The organism is Thermogutta hypogea, from assembly GCF_055386265.1.
The window spans coordinates 2483013-2499964 of record NZ_AP042425.1; the positions used below are offsets into that span (position 1 = coordinate 2483013).

At 62.7% G+C, this 16952-nt stretch carries 11 protein-coding genes; 6 read left to right on the top strand and 5 right to left on the bottom strand.

What is annotated here, in order from left to right:
* Positions 1-129: 129 nt before the first annotated feature.
* The 5 genes from hemA to argH form a co-directional block, all read right to left on the bottom strand.
* Positions 130-1404 carry a glutamyl-tRNA reductase gene (gene hemA, locus ACZ5B4_RS08975; RefSeq protein ID WP_464910887.1) on the bottom strand — a complete coding sequence of 425 codons (1275 nt, stop codon included), beginning with the start codon at positions 1402-1404 and terminating at the stop codon, positions 130-132.
* On the bottom strand, positions 1401-2480 hold the full coding sequence (locus ACZ5B4_RS08980; protein ID WP_464910888.1) for a hypothetical protein: 1080 nt from the start codon (positions 2478-2480) through the stop codon (positions 1401-1403). Before ACZ5B4_RS08980 ends, hemA begins: the two co-directional genes overlap by 4 nt.
* 49 nt (positions 2481-2529) lie before the next feature.
* The gene (locus ACZ5B4_RS08985; RefSeq protein ID WP_464910889.1) at positions 2530-3669 is read right to left on the bottom strand and encodes a sigma-54 interaction domain-containing protein; all 1140 of its coding nucleotides are present in this window, start codon (positions 3667-3669) and stop codon (positions 2530-2532) included.
* Between the two features lie 218 nt (positions 3670-3887).
* The gene (locus tag ACZ5B4_RS08990) at positions 3888-6272 is read right to left on the bottom strand and encodes a HEAT repeat domain-containing protein (protein WP_464910890.1); all 2385 of its coding nucleotides are present in this window, start codon (positions 6270-6272) and stop codon (positions 3888-3890) included.
* Between the two features lie 404 nt (positions 6273-6676).
* Positions 6677-8065 carry an argininosuccinate lyase gene (argH, locus tag ACZ5B4_RS08995; RefSeq protein WP_464910891.1) on the bottom strand — a complete coding sequence of 463 codons (1389 nt, stop codon included), beginning with the start codon at positions 8063-8065 and terminating at the stop codon, positions 6677-6679.
* A 538-nt stretch (positions 8066-8603) separates the two neighbouring features.
* Here argH and carB point away from each other — a divergent pair.
* The 6 genes from carB (at position 8604) to ACZ5B4_RS09025 (ending at position 16855) form a co-directional block, all read left to right on the top strand.
* Complete coding sequence (carB, locus tag ACZ5B4_RS09000) at positions 8604-11897, top strand: carbamoyl-phosphate synthase large subunit (RefSeq protein WP_464910892.1); 3294 nt, start codon at positions 8604-8606, stop codon at positions 11895-11897.
* Positions 11898-12154: 257 nt separating this feature from the next.
* Positions 12155-12754, top strand: a complete 600-nt coding sequence (locus tag ACZ5B4_RS09005; protein WP_464910893.1) for a hypothetical protein — start codon at positions 12155-12157, stop codon at positions 12752-12754.
* 269 nt (positions 12755-13023) lie between these two features.
* Positions 13024-13245: a sulfur carrier protein ThiS gene (gene thiS / locus ACZ5B4_RS09010; protein ID WP_464910894.1), complete on the top strand. Its 222-nt coding sequence runs from the start codon at positions 13024-13026 to the stop codon at positions 13243-13245.
* Between the two features lie 5 nt (positions 13246-13250).
* Positions 13251-14084 (top strand): thiazole synthase, encoded by an 834-nt coding sequence (locus ACZ5B4_RS09015; RefSeq protein WP_464914011.1) that lies wholly within the window; start codon positions 13251-13253, stop codon positions 14082-14084.
* Positions 14085-14132: 48 nt separating this feature from the next.
* The gene (locus ACZ5B4_RS09020) at positions 14133-16115 is read left to right on the top strand and encodes an ATP-dependent DNA helicase (RefSeq protein WP_464910895.1); all 1983 of its coding nucleotides are present in this window, start codon (positions 14133-14135) and stop codon (positions 16113-16115) included.
* A 209-nt stretch (positions 16116-16324) separates the two neighbouring features.
* Entirely contained in the window at positions 16325-16855 is a 531-nt protein-coding gene (locus ACZ5B4_RS09025; protein WP_464910896.1) for a hypothetical protein, read from the top strand.
* Positions 16856-16952: the final 97 nt, after the last annotated feature.

The following is a 16952-nucleotide window of genomic DNA, read 5'->3' on the forward strand; positions in this document are numbered from 1 at the left end:
ACGGCTGCATTTTCTAAACAAACATGGCTCTTGGAACGGATCCGAGCGGGGGGGATCGACTCTCGGAGGGGTTTTCATCCGGCGGGGATAACCTCACACTCCGCATAATCGGCAGATTCACGCCTGCGTTCATTCCGGCGGCTTATGGAACAGGCCCCGCAAAGCATCCAGCAGGGCACGCGACGTCCCGCGGCGAAACTCGTCCTGAAGGCGTCGCAACGGGCGATGGAGCAGTTTGTTGAGGATGCGGTCCACCGTCTCCTCGATCTCTTCGCGACCGGACTCCGGCAGATCGGAGAGCTTGTTCCACAGGCGTTGCAATTCCTCGCGCTTGATTTCCTCCCAATCCTGCCGGATGCCGCGGATCACGGGGCCCGCTTCCCGGCCGTGCAAGCGTAACAAGAGGCTCTCCACCTCTTGCTCTACGATCCGGACGGCGGCGGGTATCTCCCGGTCGCGGAATTCGCGATTCCTTTCGCAAGCCGTCTTCAGGTCGTCCAAGCAGTACAAATAGACGCCCGATAACCTCGCGGCGCTCGGTTCGAAATCCCGCGGAACGGCCAGATCCAGGACGAAGAGAGGCCTTTCCGGTCGGGCGGCCATGGCCGATTGCAGCATAGCCGCGGTAACAATCGGACGTTCCGAACCGGTCGTGCTGATGATGAGGTCGGCGTCGGCCAGCAAGCGGGGCAGTTCCTGCCAGCTCTCCGCTCGCCCGGCCCAGCGAGCCGCCAATTGCTCGGCCCGTTCCCGGCTCCGGTTCACCACCGTAATCGTCCGCGCACCCTCTTCTCGGAGATAACGGAGCGTCTCCTCGGCCATCTCGCCCGCTCCGATGACCAGGGTTTTCTTGTCGTCGAAACGCTCGAAGACGGCGCGTGCGAAATCGCCGATCGCCACGCTGGGAATGCTCGTCCTCCGCAGTTGGATCGCCGTCTCGGCGGCCACGCGCTTGGCGGTCTTGGCCGCTGCTTGAAAGGTGAGGTGCAAGATCGGCCCGACCGTCCCTTCCTGCACGGCGATTTGATAGGCCTGTTTGACTTGGGACGTGATTTGGCTTTCCCCGAGAACCATGCTGTCCAGGCTGGAACAGACGAGGAAAAGATGCTCGACGGCCTCCCGGCCGACCATATGGTAGATTCCCCCTTCCAGGTCTTCGACCGAAATGCCGTGGAATTCCGTCAAGAAACGGATTATTTCGTCGGGCGGGGGAGCCTGCGGCAAGTCGGTGGCCGTGTACAACTCGACCCGATTGCAGGTGGACAGGAGCACCGCCTCCACCAGATCATACCGTCCCTGCCAGCGCACCAGAAAAGCCCGCGTCTGCTGAGGACTAAATGCCAGTCGCTCCCGCAGCGCGATCGACGCCGTGCGATGGTTACAGCCCACGATCTGCAAGATCATGCCGAACGATATATCAGCGCGGTTCCTGCCGTCGCCGCCTTAAGGCTGAAGGAAAATTTCGCCGGCCGCGCACGCTCGCGCTCTCCGCCGGTTGCTCTTGTTGCGCGTTCCTCCCCGGTCGCCGCGTCGGCCCAACGTCGCGGCCCCGGCCATTCGGTCCGAACGCAGTCCGCAATTCCGGCGGGGGACGACATCCACGAGGACCGATTCGCGGGGGCTTGCGGCGCTCGGCGTTCCTTGCCGTGCTGAGTCCAGCCGGAGAGCATGAGGGCCAAAGCCAACACCAAGAACACAAAGCTCAAAAACGTGAGGTAGGCCACCTTGCGACCCTCCCGCAACGGTCGATAAACGCTGCCCAGCAAAACGGTGCCGCTGAGCCAGGCGAACATGGCAAACGTGCTGACCACCACGGGATCATTCCAAGGCAAGGCGGAGTCGCCCGATTCCCCGGCGATTGCGTTCAGCACGATTCCGGAAAGAATGCCGAGCGACAAGCAGCCGATCGCCGCCAAAACGGCATGGGCGTTGGCCCTCTGCAACCACTCCAAGCTGGGCGGGCGTATCCGAGTGAAACCTACAATCCCTTTTTTCACCCTGCGGACTTGCCAGAGATAGACGCTACCGGCCACAATCGCGACCAGAATGCACAGCGTCGCCCCCATGAGGGACAAACCGTGCACGAACCCCCAAACCTTCGAGGCCGCGCCGCGTTCAAAGGGGACGGGATCCGCCAAGAAAAAGCCCACGCCGAGCAGAATCAAGACCAACGGTAGGAACAAGGCGGCGAAGGGAAAGGCGGGACGAAAGGCCATCCACGCGAGACACACCGCCGTCAGCCCCCACGCCAGGCCGAAATACCAGTCCTGTTTGACGGCCAAGAAAGCCCCCGCGCTCTGCAATTGATTCCAAATCACCACCGCGCGATAACCCAGAAACGCCGTATGCACAAGAAACCCCGCCAGGACCATCCCCACGGCGAGCCCGCGGACGGGAAAGCGCAAGATCGGCCGCGCTAATTCCAAGGCCAGTGCCAAGGCGTAAAGCAACGTCACCCAGCCGACCAAGGTTTCCATCATACGCGACGCCCTTTCCGCACTCCCCAACGCCACCTCGCCGGCCGATCCTTCACGGGAACCGCGAATCACCGGGCGGCGCATCCTCCCGGCCCTTGAACTCCGCCAAGCCGTACTGCCGCAGTTTCTTGTGCAGAGTGTTGCGATTCATTCCCAACCAAGCCGCGGCTTTGATCTGAATCCCGCGACAACGTTCCAACACCTGAGCCAGCATTTCTCGCTCGAGTTGTTCCACCATCCGATCGTAGATATCTCCGGCCTCCGGGTCGGCTTGAGCCAGAACGGCATCCACGAAGTCCCGGGCGATCGACTCCACGGTGCGACGGCGGGACCCAAGGCGCGGCCCTTTGCGGCCTAGGACGGCATGGGGCAACAGTTCCATCCCGATTTCGTCCCCGCGCGCAAGAATCACCGCGCGCTCGATGTAATTCTGCAATTCGCGGACGTTCCCCGGCCAATCGTAATTCTGCAACGCCTCCATGGCCTCGGCCGTAATATGCGGAACGTGGCGGCGATTCTTTTCGTTGTACAAACGGAGAAAATGACCGACGAGGAGCGGAATGTCCTCGCGACGTTCGCGCAAGGGGGGCAAGTAGATCGTGACCACGTTCAAGCGATAGTAGAGATCCTCGCGAAAGCGCCGCTGCTCGACCTCTTCCAAAAGATCGCGATTGCTGGCGGCGATGACGCGGACGTCGACGCGAACCGTCTTGGCGTCCCCCACCCGTTCGAATTCGTGCTCTTGCAAGACGCGCAGGAGTTTGACCTGAAGCTTGGCGGTCGTGGAATCGATCTCGTCGAGAAAGATGCTGCCGGTGTGGGCCGCCTCGAATCGCCCCGTACGGTTCTCGATGGCTCCCGTGAACGCTCCGCGGACGTGGCCGAACAGCTCGCTTTCCAACAGGCTTTCCGCCAACGCCCCGCAATTGACGCGGACGAAGGGACCGCTCTGTCGCGGGCTGAGTTGATGGATGGCCTTGGCGATCAATTCCTTTCCCGTCCCGGTTTCCCCCAGCAACAAGACCGAGGCGTCCGAGTCCGCCACCTGTCGGGTCAAGCGATAGACGTCTCGCATGGCCGCCGATTCCCCGATCAACTCCGGAATCGGCGGTGAATCCTCGCTTCCGGCCCCGCCCGATCGTCGCCCGAGCGGGCGGTCACCTCGTAATTGGATTCGCGGATCGTCCAGCATGGCGGATGCTCGGCCGGCTCCCAGCCCGGTTAACCGGCGACAGGGGATCGAAATGTCTCGCGGCTAGAAGCTCCGGGCGGGTCAGGTCCCCCGGCTCGCTCCTCGGTTTCATTGTAGAGAATCAACCCGGAGCAAGAGAAAGGGGAGCACGCATCCTTCGGCGTCGCGGACTCCGGACCGGCCCGCAGGAGCCGGCCTCTCCGGGCCGCACCGACCGCTCAAGGGCGCTCCGCCGTGGTTTCGGCGCGACCTTGACTGGGCATTTCGATGTAATCGAGGATCAATCCCAACAGCTTTTGCGTCACCCGATCCAGCCGCTCACTTTGGTTGTAGCGGTCGTACTGGCGGAGGATTTGTTGCCGGGTCAATTGGAGGCCGCGTTTCATGACCGCCTCGCCGAAAGCGGAGACGGCCTCCGCGCGGAGTTCCGGCGGCCATTCCAGACGCGAGGCGGCTTCCACCAACTCCGCCTGAGCGCGGGGAGTAGCCAATTGTCGCAAGATGGTCAGTCCGGCCCTCTCCGCTCCCGAAGTGTACAAGGTACGAACGGCCAGGTTCTCCAAGTCTTGCAGCGGCACATTCGGGCCGGAATCGCCGGCCAAAGCCGAAATCCTCTCAATTGCCGACGCCGCCAGCGCTTTCCGCCATGCGGGGCTCCCGCCGTCATAGTTCGGCAGGGCTTGCAGGCGTTCGACCATGGCCGCTACGTCACCCGGCCGATACGGTTGCGCGAACGACAGGACCATGGAGTCCGTCTCCGCCAGCCGATCGGCTTTGGGCAAGAGATCGGGAAGGGCGTAGACGCCGATCGGCAGGCGCGCCGTCCGGGGATCCGCCCGCAGCCGCTGCACCAAGAATTCGACGCGCGGATCTTGGATATCGGCTGAAATCAATACGAAGACCACGTCCGGATCGTCGGCGACGGATCGCAACAAGGCCGTGCCGCCGCCCGCCGTGTCCCCGACCTCGAAGCCGAGTTCTTTCAAATCGCCCACGATCCGCATCGCCCTGGGCTGGTCGCCGTCCGCCACGACCACCCGCCGCACCCCGCGCGAAGAAGCGAAATAGAACAATTCCCGCAGGATGGTGGAAGAATCGGGGAAACTCCCGCGCAAATCCAGGGTCATCGCCGTCTCCACCGCGGCCCAGCGGACGCGACGATCCGGAAACCGGAGGGCTTTCGGCAGAGGCGAAGCCTCGGCGAAGGCGGCCCGCACTCGTTCGGCGGGCGCTTGATGGGCATACCAAACAATACCGGCCCAAGCGCCGCCGGCCCACCCGCGGCTCAGGCAATAGTCAATCGCCTGCAAGGCCGAAGCCCCTTCGTCGCTTACCGGCTCGTCGTATTCGGCCATCGCCGCGGCGACGGCCGGGCCTGCGTCGGCGACCGCAAGCATGGGCTTCGAATTCGCATCCGCGGCGGGTGCGGCCTGCTGTTCGCGTTCCGCCGCCGTCCGAAGCAATTCGAATCCGATCTGCTCCAACCGCAGGGCCAAGGCACCCAACTCCAATTGCCGGTCGCCCGGAACCAGCTCGCTCGCCTCCGCCGCCAAACGCGCAGCCGTCCGCCGCCGGATCGCCGCCGGAGGCAGCGCTATCTCCTCCACGTTCGATGTGTTAGGGTTCCAAAAAAAGAACGGCTCCGCGATTCCCTCGTCGGACGCCGCGGTGGTCAATCGCGCCTCGGCCTCCGCGGCAAGCAGACGCGCGGCCTGCACGGCCGTAGGCAACCCGGACTGCAACCGCGACAAGGCCCCTTTGGCCGCCTGACGCACCGCGTCGTCGCGGCGATCGGACAGGGCGGGGGCGAGCAGGAACAGTGCTGAATCGCGTCCGCCGATCTCACCCAGCAGTTCCGCGGCCGCCCGTTGTTGGGCCGCATCCCGTGCCTGCAATAGCGCAATGAGGTATTGCCCGGCCTCCTTGCGCAGCCGTTTCAGCACGAAAACGCACCGGCCGCGTAATTCCCCCTGGGGGCTCTCCGCCGCCGCTCGAACCAACAGGGGCACGGCCGCCGTTCCGGCTTTGGCCAAATCCTCGGCCGCCTGGTACCACGTATTCCCGGTCCCCCTGAGTTGATCCACCCAAGCTTGCAAGACGCTCGCGTCCTGGTAGCGGCGATTGACCGCGGCGAAGATCATGTCGGAGACCTGCTTGCCCGCCGGAGCCAGCGCACCGTCCGCGCCAAATCGAAATACCATGGCCGGACCCAACTCTTGGTGCAACCGTAGCAACTCCCGCTCATCGGGTGCGGCCGCGAGAAATTGCTCCAACATCTGCTTGGCTAAGTCGGGGCGCCGGAGTGCTAACAACGCGGAAGCCGCCTTGAGCAGTTCGCGAGGAGTCTGCGGCTTGGCGGCCAACACCATGGCCACCGCCGGGTCCTCGGGCGGAGGGGGAACTTCGACCTCGCTTGCCGGTTTTTGCGCCGGCTCCCGCGGCGCGCCCGCCGCCGGAGCGCCTCCCGCTGCCGCAAACGGGTCTTCCTCCGCGGCCCCGGAAACCGCCACGACAACCTGAAAAACCCCACCGATAACGCATAACGCGATTCCCGCGACGTGCGAGACCGATCGGGTACGACGTGGGTTTCTGGACGGCGACATGCACGCTCTTCCGGTTGCTAAAATCCAGTACCACATGGGGCAAAGTAGCGCAAATCGAAAACTCGCCCCCGGCAATGCAAGACCGCTTCTCCCGGGTGTGCGGCTCGCCGGGACAAACCGTATCAACGGATCCCGACAAAGGTGCGGCTTCAGCAAGGGCGATCAGGCATATCGAGCAAACAAACCGCAACTCTTATCTAATTTAACTCGATTTTGCCACAATTTCTGCCCGAATCTCTCCGCCGACCGCAAAACGGAATCTTCGCGACACTATTCACGGCGAGAATTCCCGGTCAGGACGAAAATGTTCGCGGCCCGGCTGATCCTTCGGATTCGCCGGTCAGGGGTCCTTTTCCTGCCGGTCCACGTCGCTATTTAGGGCGAAGGCGTCCCCCCCTAGACGGCTACGTCCGATCGGATTCCAGTCGCTCTTTCCAGGCGTCAACTTGCCGCCGCACCTGTTCCGGGGCCGTGGAGCCGTAACTCTGCATGCGTCGGACCGCCTTGTCGGGCCCGAGAACCTCGCGTACGGACTCATCCAGCGACGGGATCACCTCTTGGAAGACCACGAGCGGCAAATCCGCCAAACGGCAGCCGCGTTCCATCGCCGCCTGAACCAAGCGCCCTACCGCTTCGTGCGCCGACCTCTGCGGGACGCCCCGCAGGATCAGATACTCCATGAGGGTCGTCGCATCGAGGTAGCCGCGGTCCAGTCGTTCGTTCACGGCCGGGCGGTTGATTTCGGTTTGGGCTACGAGAGGCGCCGCCAGCTCTAAACACGAGCGTACCGTGTCGCAGGCATCGAAGACGGGCGCCTTGTCTTCCTGGAGGTCGCGGTTATAGGCCAAAGGCAGGCCCTTCAGCAGGACGAGCATCTGCTGCAACGAACCGATCACCCGCGCCGTCTTGCCCCGAATCAACTCCAGGACGTCCGGATTGATCTTCTGCGGCATGATGGACGAGCCGGTGCAAAAAGCTTGCGGCAACCGCAGGAAATTGAATTCGCAGGTGGACCACAAGATCCATTCCTCGGCCCAATGGCTGAGATGCACGGCGATCAGGCTCAAGCAGAAGAGGAACTCCGCGGCGAAATCGCGGTCGCTCACCGAGTCGAGGCTGTTGGCGGTGGGTGCCGCGAAACCCAGCGCGCGGGCCGTGGAATCGCGATCGATAGGCAAACTGGTTCCCGCCAGCGCGGCCGATCCGAGCGGGCAAAGATTGACTCGCTTGCGGCAATCCAGCAAGCGTTCGCGATCGCGATCGAATTTCTCGCAATAGGCCAGCCAATAATGAGCCGCCAAGACCGGCTGAGCACGCTGCAAATGCGTGTATCCCGGCAAAATGCAGTCCCAGTCGCGTTCGCAACGTTCCACGAAGGCCGCCTGAAGCCGCCGGAGCGAAGCAAGCAAGGAGTCGATCGCGTCCCGCACCCACAATCGAAAGTCGGTCGCCACTTGATCGTTGCGGCTCCGGGCCGTGTGGAGCTTGCGTCCCGCGTCGCCGATCCGGTCGATCAACGCCCGCTCGACGTGCATGTGGATGTCTTCCAGTTCCACGCGGAAAGGAAAACGCCCCTCGGCGATCTCCCGCCCGATCTCATCCAGGCCCTGCGTGATCCGAAGGCATTCCTCCGCCGTGATCAACCCCACCTCCGCCAGCATTCGGGCATGGGCCTTGGAGCCGGCGATGTCCTGTTCGGCCAACCGCCGGTCAAAGCTGATGCTTTCGGTGAATAGCTCGACGCGCCGATCCGTCGCTTCCCGAAAGACCCCTCCCCACGGTTTGTCGGTCACCTTATTCCTCGTCGCAGCAAAGAAGGTTTCGCCGTCCGTCGCGGCGCGTTATGGTATTTCGCCGGCGAGCCGACCGCTCAAGAGTGACTCCGCCGACCGGTACGCTTATTCTTTACCACTCTAAGTGGGGCCCGACGCAACGTCAACGAACACCGCCGCCTTGCACCCGCCGCCCCAAGACCGGCTTGGAACGTTGTTCTTGCGTATGGCAACGCCGAGAGATGCCTCCGGCGGCGGTCCCGATCGTACGCGTCCCGTAAGCCCCCAAGGGGTGGTGTCACTGCACAGCGCGTTCCGATACCATGGATTCGATGCCGATTTGTTGTGAAGTTGAGCGCGCTCCCTCGACCGCAAGGCGGCCGTTCTTAACGGCAATCACGCTCCCGTGAGCTCCCGTCGATCGGTAAGTCTTCCGCCGCGGTGAAGATATGCGCGCGGGTCGGCGGCCCCAGCGATTTCGAAATCGGGCCCCGTCGGCCTTTCCCGCCTCGCCTCCCAAACGGACCTATTCGGCAAGGCACCAGGAGAACCCAACACCGTGCCACGACGTGATGACATCCGCTCCGTGCTGCTGATCGGCTCCGGGCCGATCGTCATTGGGCAAGCTTGCGAATTCGATTATTCCGGCACTCAGGCGTGCAAGGCCCTGCGAGAGGAAGGTTACCGGGTCATTCTCATCAATTCCAACCCGGCCACGATCATGACCGACCCGGAGATGGCGGACCGCACGTATATCGAGCCGGTGACGTGGGAATTCGCGGCGAAGGTCATCGAAAAAGAGCGGCCGGACGCCCTGCTGCCTACGTTGGGAGGTCAGACGGGCTTGAACGTGGCCATGGACCTCCACCGCCACGGCGTCTTGGATCAATACGGTGTGCGGATGATCGGCGCCGATTCGCAGGCCATCGCTAAGGCTGAGGAACGCGATCAATTCCGGTCGGCCATGCAAAAGATCGGACTGGAGGTCTGCCGGGGCAAGACCGTCCGATCGCTCGCCGATGCCCGGCAGACGCTGGTGGAAATCGGACTCCCCTGCGTCGTCCGGCCGAGTTTCACGCTCGGCGGCAGCGGTTCCAGCGTGGCCTTCAACTTGGAACAATTCGTCGAAAAGGTCTCCTGGGGATTGACGGCGTCCCCCATCAACGAGGTGCTGCTGGAGGAGTCGATCCTGGGTTGGAAGGAATTCGAAATGGAGGTGATGCGCGACGCGGACGACAACGTCGTGATCATCTGCTCCATCGAGAACTTCGATCCCATGGGCGTGCACACCGGTGATTCGATCACGGTCGCCCCCGCTCAAACCCTGACGGATAAGGAATACCAGCGGATGCGCGACGCATCCATCGCCGTGATTCGCGAGATCGGCGTGGACACCGGCGGTTCCAACATCCAGTTCGCGGTCCATCCCCAAACCGGCCGGATGGTGGTCATCGAGATGAATCCTCGGGTCAGCCGTTCCAGCGCCTTGGCGTCGAAGGCCACGGGCTTTCCCATCGCCAAGATCGCCGCCAAGCTTGCGGTCGGCTATCGTTTGCACGAACTGGCCAACGACATCACGCGGCGGACTCGGGCATGCTTCGAACCCACGATCGACTACGTCGTGACCAAGATTCCCCGCTTCGCCTTCGAAAAGTTCCCGGAAGCGGACCCCGAACTGGGGACGCAAATGAAAAGCGTGGGCGAGACGATGGCGATCGGTCGGTCCTTCAAGGAATCCCTGCAAAAAGCCCTCCGCGGACTGGAGGTGGGGACTTTCGGACTGGGCTGCGACGGCAAGGATCTTTGGGGCACGCCGCGGCAACCTTCGCCGGAGGAGATCCGTGCCAAGCTGGCGCATCCGAACGCGCAGCGAATCTGGTACATCCGTTACGCCCTCAAGGCCGGGATGAGCGTCAACGACATCCACGAGCTGACCGCCATCGACCCATGGTTCCTGGAAAACATTCGGGAAATCGTGGAGATGGAAGGCACGTTGCGGGGTTTCTCCGACATCCAAGAGATCCCCGACGACATGCTGCGGCAAGCCAAACGATTCGGCTTCTCGGACCGCCAGCTAGCCCACATTTGGAATCGCACGGAGACCGAAATCCGGGCTGATCGAAAAAGGCGCGGCATCGTGCCCGCTTTCAAATCCGTCGATACGTGCGCGGCCGAGTTCGAGGCCTATACCCCGTACTATTATTCGACCTACGAGGACGAGGACGAGGTTCCCGCCAAACAGCCCGGCAAGAAGCGGATCATGATCCTCGGCGGGGGGCCCAACCGCATCGGCCAGGGCATCGAGTTCGACTACTGCTGTTGCCACGCCAGTTTCGCCATGCGGGAGCTGGGCATCGAGTCCGTGATGGTCAATTCCAACCCGGAAACCGTCTCCACGGACTATGATACCAGCGACCTTTTGTTCTTCGAGCCGCTCACGTGCGAAGACATCCTGAACATTCAGGACCGCGTTCAAGCGGACGGCGTGATCGTGCAATTCGGCGGGCAAACGCCGCTCAATCTGGCCCGAGCGCTCCAAGTGGCCGGAGTGCCCATCATCGGTACGAGCGTCGATACCATCGAAGATGCGGAGGACCGGGAGCGGTTCGCGGAACTGCTGAAACGTTTGAATTTGCGGCAACCGCCGAACGCGATCGCCCGGACCATCGACGAAGCCCGATCAGCCGTCCGCCGGATCGGCTTTCCCGCCTTGGTCCGTCCCAGCTTCGTCTTGGGCGGTCGGGCCATGGAAATCTGTTACGACGATCGACAATTCGAACACTTCGTGAAAGAGGCCTTCGACGCGTCCGACGGCCAACCGGTGCTGATCGACAGTTTTCTGGAAGACGCCGTGGAGTTGGACGTCGATGCGATCTCGGACGGGCAACGGGTGATCGTGGCCGGCATCATGGAACACATCGAGGAGGCCGGCGTGCATTCCGGGGATTCGGCCTGCGCCTTGCCTCCCTACAGCCTGCCCCGGCCCATCCTCAACGAAATCATCGAGGCCACGAAAAAGATGGCCGCGGCCATGAGGGTGGTGGGCTTGATGAACGTGCAATACGCCGTCAAACGAACGGACGGGGTTCCCGTGCTCTATGTGCTGGAGGTCAACCCGCGTGCCAGCCGCACCGTTCCCTTCGTGTCCAAGGCCGTCGGCAAGCCCCTGGCCCGGGCTGCGGCCAAAGTCATGGTCGGCGTCTCCTTGGACGAGCAAGGCTGGACGGAGCCCCTCCCCCCTCGCCACGTGTCGGTCAAGGAGGCCGTCCTCCCCTTCATCAAGTTTCGCGGCGTGGATATCGTCCTCGGACCGGAGATGAAATCGACCGGAGAGGTGATGGGCATCAGCGATCGGTTTTCGGTGGCCTTTGCCAAGAGCCAGATCGCAGCCGGCACCATCCTCCCCATGAGCGGAAAGATCTTCATCAGCGTGGCCGACCGCAACAAGGTTCACATCGCCGAGATCGCACGGCGTCTGGAGAAGATGGGCTACGAAATCCTGGCCACCAAAGGCACGGCCGATCGCCTGGAGGCCGCCGGCATCCGGGTCGAACGGCTGAAAAAGATTCAGGAGGGTCATCCCAACATTCTCGATCATATCCTGAACGGGACGGTCAAGCTGGTGATCAATACTCCCAGCGGCAAGGGCGCAAGGACGGACGAAGGCCGAATCCGCGCCAAAGCCATCGCCCACGGCGTCCCGTGCATCACGACGATTCCCGCCGCGGAGGCCGCCGTACGCGCCATGGAGGCCTTGCACGAGGGAGTCTCCTTCAACGTGACCGCCCTCCAAGACCTGTTTCCCGACTACCAACGCGCGGCTGGTCGGCCGACCGACTCCGCCCTTGGATAGAAACGGCCGAGACCGGGGCGCGAGCCCTCCAAGCTGTGGCGGGGCATCGGAAGATGGGCCGCATCCATCCACGGCCGTACCGTTGAGCCGCCGACTTCGCCGGCTCGCAGCCCTCGGCGGTCCAATCGGACAATCCATCTGTTCCCGACGCGGGGAAAGCGTTACCATGACAGGGGAGTGGGAAACCCGTCCAACGGGCGCTTTTCCGATTATCTCAAGGCCTGCGTTTTGGAACTGAGCGAAGGGGAGAGAAGCCCATGTTACGCCGAGTAGGACCTTGGCTGGCGGTTTTTGTGGTGGGAACGGCGTTCGGGTTGGTGACCGCGACGCTCCGTCCCCAGGCTTCCGTGCATGCTGTGGCCACCGATCGCGCCTCGAACTTTGCGATTGCGACCGGAGCCTTGGATAACGGCGTGGAGGGCTTTTTCTTTCTGGACTTTCTCACCGGCCAGCTTCGCGGGGCGGTATTGTCCAATCAAACGCGGAGTTTTCAAGCCCTGTACGAAGCGAATGTGTACGGAGACTTGCTTTCTTTCATCCAGATGAAGAATGCCGAGATTCAAGCGGCGAATGCGCAAGCCCGGCGCTCCGGCGGTACTCCCCGCCCGGAAATCCAGGTTCCCCAGACACCGAACTATCTGATCGTGACGGGGCTGGCCGATATTCGTCGCGGTCCGTCCGTGGGCGTGCGTCCGGGGCAGTCCGTCATCTACGTGGCCGAAACGAACACCGGCGTGGTCTTGGCCTATGCCATCCCTTGGTCGCCGGAGAGCCACTCCGCCAATCGCCCCTTCAGCAGCCCGTTGCAACTGTGGGCGGCCGACCAGTTCAGCACGGTCGTGCTGCGGACGGAATAGCTCCCGCTTGCCTGACGCGATCCGCAATCGCATTGCTACCGCCGGGCGGCCGGTGTCTGCCGTTGGGTCTGCCCCCAATCCGCGCGCTTCGAACGCCGGCGGGTCTTCTCGAGCCGCACGCGGGGACGATGCAGCTCTCCCTGCCGCCCACGCCGCCGGTCTCGCCCCCCGGACCGCTCTTCGCATGATGTGTGATAGAATGCGTACAATATGACAAGTTTCTCGATCCCTGTTTTCCTTCGCCCGGTCACCCCCAATCGACTCGCCGCATGAGTGAAAACACCCCCACTGTAACCGTAGTGCTGAATGGAGAAGAGCGGGAGATTCCGGCCGGAATCACGGTCAGCGAGCTGCTCCGTAGGCTCGGCCTGGCCGGCAAACCCGTCGCCGTAGAACGGAATCTGCAAGTGGTACCGCTTGCCAAACACACCGAAACCGGCCTTCAAGCCGGGGATCGCTTGGAAATCGTCACCTTAGTGGGAGGAGGTTGAACCGCATCATGGCCGAGATTGCAATGGATGGACCGCTTACCATCGGTTCGCACACGTTTCGCAGCCGCCTGATCGTAGGCACGGGCAAGTACTCCACCTACGAAGTCATGCAACAAGCATTGGAATTGTCAGGCACCGAGTGCATCACGGTGGCGGTCCGCCGCGAACGTCTCTTGGATTCTTCCGGCAGAAACATTCTCGAATTCATCGACACGCGGCGCTACACCATCCTGCCCAACACGGCCGGATGCTTTTCAGCCGAGGACGCCGTTCGGGTGGCGAGGCTCGGCCGCGAAATCCTCTCGCAACTCGACAATCCGGGCGCCGATTGGGTCAAGCTGGAGGTCTTGGGAGACAAGAAGACGCTCCTCCCGGATCCCATCGCCACGTTGCAAGCTACCGAAATCTTGGTCAAGGAAGGCTTTCAGGTTCTGGTTTACACCACCGACGATCCCGTCACGGCCAAGCGATTGAAGCAGGCGGGGGCCGCCAGCGTGATGCCGGCGGGCAGCCCCATCGGTTCCGGACAGGGCGTGCTCAACCCCAACAATATCCGCATCTGCCTCGAGTATCTCAAGGAAAACGACCCCGATTATCCCGTGATCGTGGATGCCGGCGTGGGGACCGCGAGCGACGTCACGTTCGCCATGGAGTTAGGCGTGGACGGCGTGCTGTTGAATACCGGCATCGCTCACGCCAAGGATCCTTTGCGGATGGCGATCGCCATGAAGTCCGCCGCGGAGGCCGGCCGCTTGGCCTACTTGGCGGGCCGCATCCCCAAACGGCTGTACGCCACGGCCAGCAGCCCGACCGAAGGCGTGATCGCCGCCGGCGCCTGAAGCCTTGCAGAGTCCCGCTCGCCCGATTCGCCGATTCGCGCGCCGTTTATGTCCTCCGCACGAGAAATCCTGGGACCGCAAGGCCGCATCGCCGCCCGGCTGACGCGGTACGAGGCTCGCCCGCAACAACTTCAGATGGCGGAAGCCGTTGAAGCCGCCCTTCGCGAAGGTCGGCATCTGCTGGTGGAGGCGGGCACCGGCGTGGGAAAGAGCTTCGCCTATCTGGTTCCCGCCATTTTAAAAGTGACCGCCGGCGACGACTCCCCGACCCGATCGCGTCCCGCGGTCGTATCCACGCACACGATCAGCTTGCAAGAGCAACTCCTGCACAAGGACATCCCCTTCTTGCGGAGCGTCATGCCGTACGAGTTCACGGCCGTCTTGGTCAAAGGGCGAGGCAACTACTTGAGCCGGCGGCGGCTGGCCAATGCTTTGAAACGGGCGCGGACCCTGTTCGCCGACGAGGAGGCCGAACAACTCCTGCAAATCCAAGCTTGGGCCGAAACCACGCAGGAGGGTTCCCTGTCCGACCTACCCTTCCAGCCGCTGCACGCCGTGTGGGACGAGGTGGCCAGCGATCACCACAATTGCCTGGGAACGCGCTGCCCCAACTATAACGAATGCTTCTTCTATCGCGCTCGGCGACGGATGCTACACGCCCAGATTCTGATCGTCAATCACGCCTTGTTGTTCACGGACGTGGCGCTCCGCCGTCGCAACGTCTCCCTCCTGCCCGACTACGACGTGCTGGTCGTGGACGAAGCGCATACGATGGAGTCCGCAGCCGCCGAACAATTGGGGATGCACTGCACCTCTTCGCAGATTCTTTACCACCTGAACAAGCTCTTCAACGAACGGACGGGCCGCGGTCTGCTAGCGCGGGCGGGCATGGCCGAATCGCGGCGGACCGTGCAAGACTGCGTCTATCGCCTTGACGATTTCTTCGCCCAAATCATGGATTGGTACGAACGACAGCAGCCCGGCAACGGTCGCGTCCGCACGCCGCAACCCTTCCGCAACGCCCTCTCCGAAGGCTTGACGCACTTGGCGGGCACCGTGGCGCGGGAGGTGCCGCCGGACTTGCCCGCCGAGGAAAAACAGGATTTCCTTGCCGCCGCCCAGCGATTGGAGGACTTGGCCTTTACGATCACCTCGTGGATCGAACAACGGGAACCGCAAAGCGTTTATTGGGTCGAAGTGGAACAACGTTCCCGGCGTCCGCGAGTAACACTGGCCGCCGCCCCGCTGAGCGTGTCCGAAATCCTTCGAGAACAGCTCTTCGACGAGGTTCCCAGCGTGATTTTGACGAGCGCCACGCTGACGGTCGGCAAACAGGGGTTTACGTTCTTTCGCTCCCGCATCGGCCTGGGAAACGTGGAGACGCTGCAATTGGGCGGCCCCTTCGACTATCGGGAGCAAGCGTCCCTGATTCTGGTCAAGGACATGCCCGACCCCGCCGCGGACGCGACCGCACATCAAAAGGCTTTGGTACGTCTGTTGCCCCGCTATATCCGTCGAACGCAGGGCCGGGCATTCGTTCTCTTCACCAGTTACGACATGCTTCGCAAAACGGCCTCCGCTCTCGATCCCTGGTTCGCCGAGAACGGTTATACGCTGTTTTCCCAAGCCGAAGGCCTTCCCCGCCGCATGATGCTGGAGAAATTCAAGGTTGCCGAGCGGGCCGTGCTCTTCGGGACCGACAGCTTCTGGCAAGGGGTGGATGTTCCCGGCGAAGCCCTGCAAAACGTCATCATTACCCGACTCCCCTTCGCCGTGCCGGACCGCCCCCTCATCGAGGCTCGCTTGGAGGCGATCCGCAACGCCGGCCTCAACCCATTCAGTTCCTATCAACTCCCCGAGGCCGTAATCAAGCTCAAGCAAGGCTTCGGGCGCCTGATCCGTACGCGCGAGGACCGCGGCATCGTGGTCATTCTGGATCCCCGGATTTGTACCAAGTCCTACGGTCGCGTGTTCTTGCAGTCCTTGCCGCCCTGCCGCATCGTTGAAGAGAGTGTCTTCGATCCGCAGTAGCGTCACGCGGCTTCGACTCTCGATCGCGACAAGTCGGGCGACCGTGAACGGGACCGGGGGCAAGCCACGTTGCGGCGATTGTCGGCAAGGGCGCGGCACGCTAAATTGCCGGGTGTTGCGGCAAGTCCGATCTCCCGCCGGCGTAGGGGATCGGCGCTTGCCGCCGCAGCCGTAAACGCCTCATACACCACATTCGAGAGAAGCCGAAAATGGAATGGTTGTTCGGAGACCCGACCTATGTCTACATCGGCCTTCTGATCGTGGTCGCGATCCTCGGCGGGATGTACGTCTCGACCGTAAAAAAGGAATTCCTGTGGGCGGGCGTTAGCGCTCTCGGTTTGATCGGCTTGGTGTTCTTGGCCGATTACCTGGTGGTCACGGATCGCGAGGCGGTACGGCGGACCATCGACGCCGGCATAGCAGCGCTGGAGGCCAACGATCTGTACTCCGTCCTCGATCTTCTCGCCCCGTCCGCGGAAGCCACCCGCCAACGGGCAAGCTGGGCCTTGAATGAGGTCCGCTTCACACGGGTGCGCGTGTCCGGCGTCAAGATTACCATCCACCGCGAGCAGAACCCGCCCACCGCCGAAGCCCAATTCTTCGCCGTCTTCCGCTACGTGGATCGATCCGGGTCGACCGTGTACGGGACCTACGCCGCCAACTTCCGTGTCATCTTCGAGAAAGTGGACGATCGCTGGCTGCTGACCGATCACTACGAATGGCAAACGGCCGGCCTGTAACGGTCATCCGACCAAGCCGCGATAGCCGCCGTGATGTCCGCCGCATGCACTTCGGCCCTGGCCTCCCTTGCCCCGATTCTCTCGCTTCCGCGAATCG

What these genes read in the sequence shown, in the direction of transcription:
- ACZ5B4_RS09025 (WP_464910896.1), top strand. Translation starts at nt 16,325, where the DNA reads ATGGAATGGTTGTTCGGAGACCCGACCTATGTCTACATCGGCCTTCTG.
- ACZ5B4_RS08985 (WP_464910889.1), bottom strand. Translation starts at nt 3,669, where the DNA reads ATGCTGGACGATCCGCGAATCCAATTACGAGGTGACCGCCCGCTCGGG.
- thiS (WP_464910894.1), top strand. Translation starts at nt 13,024, where the DNA reads ATGAGTGAAAACACCCCCACTGTAACCGTAGTGCTGAATGGAGAAGAG.
- ACZ5B4_RS08980 (WP_464910888.1), bottom strand. Translation starts at nt 2,480, where the DNA reads ATGATGGAAACCTTGGTCGGCTGGGTGACGTTGCTTTACGCCTTGGCA.
- hemA (WP_464910887.1), bottom strand. Translation starts at nt 1,404, where the DNA reads ATGATCTTGCAGATCGTGGGCTGTAACCATCGCACGGCGTCGATCGCG.
- ACZ5B4_RS08990 (WP_464910890.1), bottom strand. Translation starts at nt 6,272, where the DNA reads ATGTCGCCGTCCAGAAACCCACGTCGTACCCGATCGGTCTCGCACGTC.
- ACZ5B4_RS09020 (WP_464910895.1), top strand. Translation starts at nt 14,133, where the DNA reads ATGTCCTCCGCACGAGAAATCCTGGGACCGCAAGGCCGCATCGCCGCC.
- ACZ5B4_RS09005 (WP_464910893.1), top strand. Translation starts at nt 12,155, where the DNA reads ATGTTACGCCGAGTAGGACCTTGGCTGGCGGTTTTTGTGGTGGGAACG.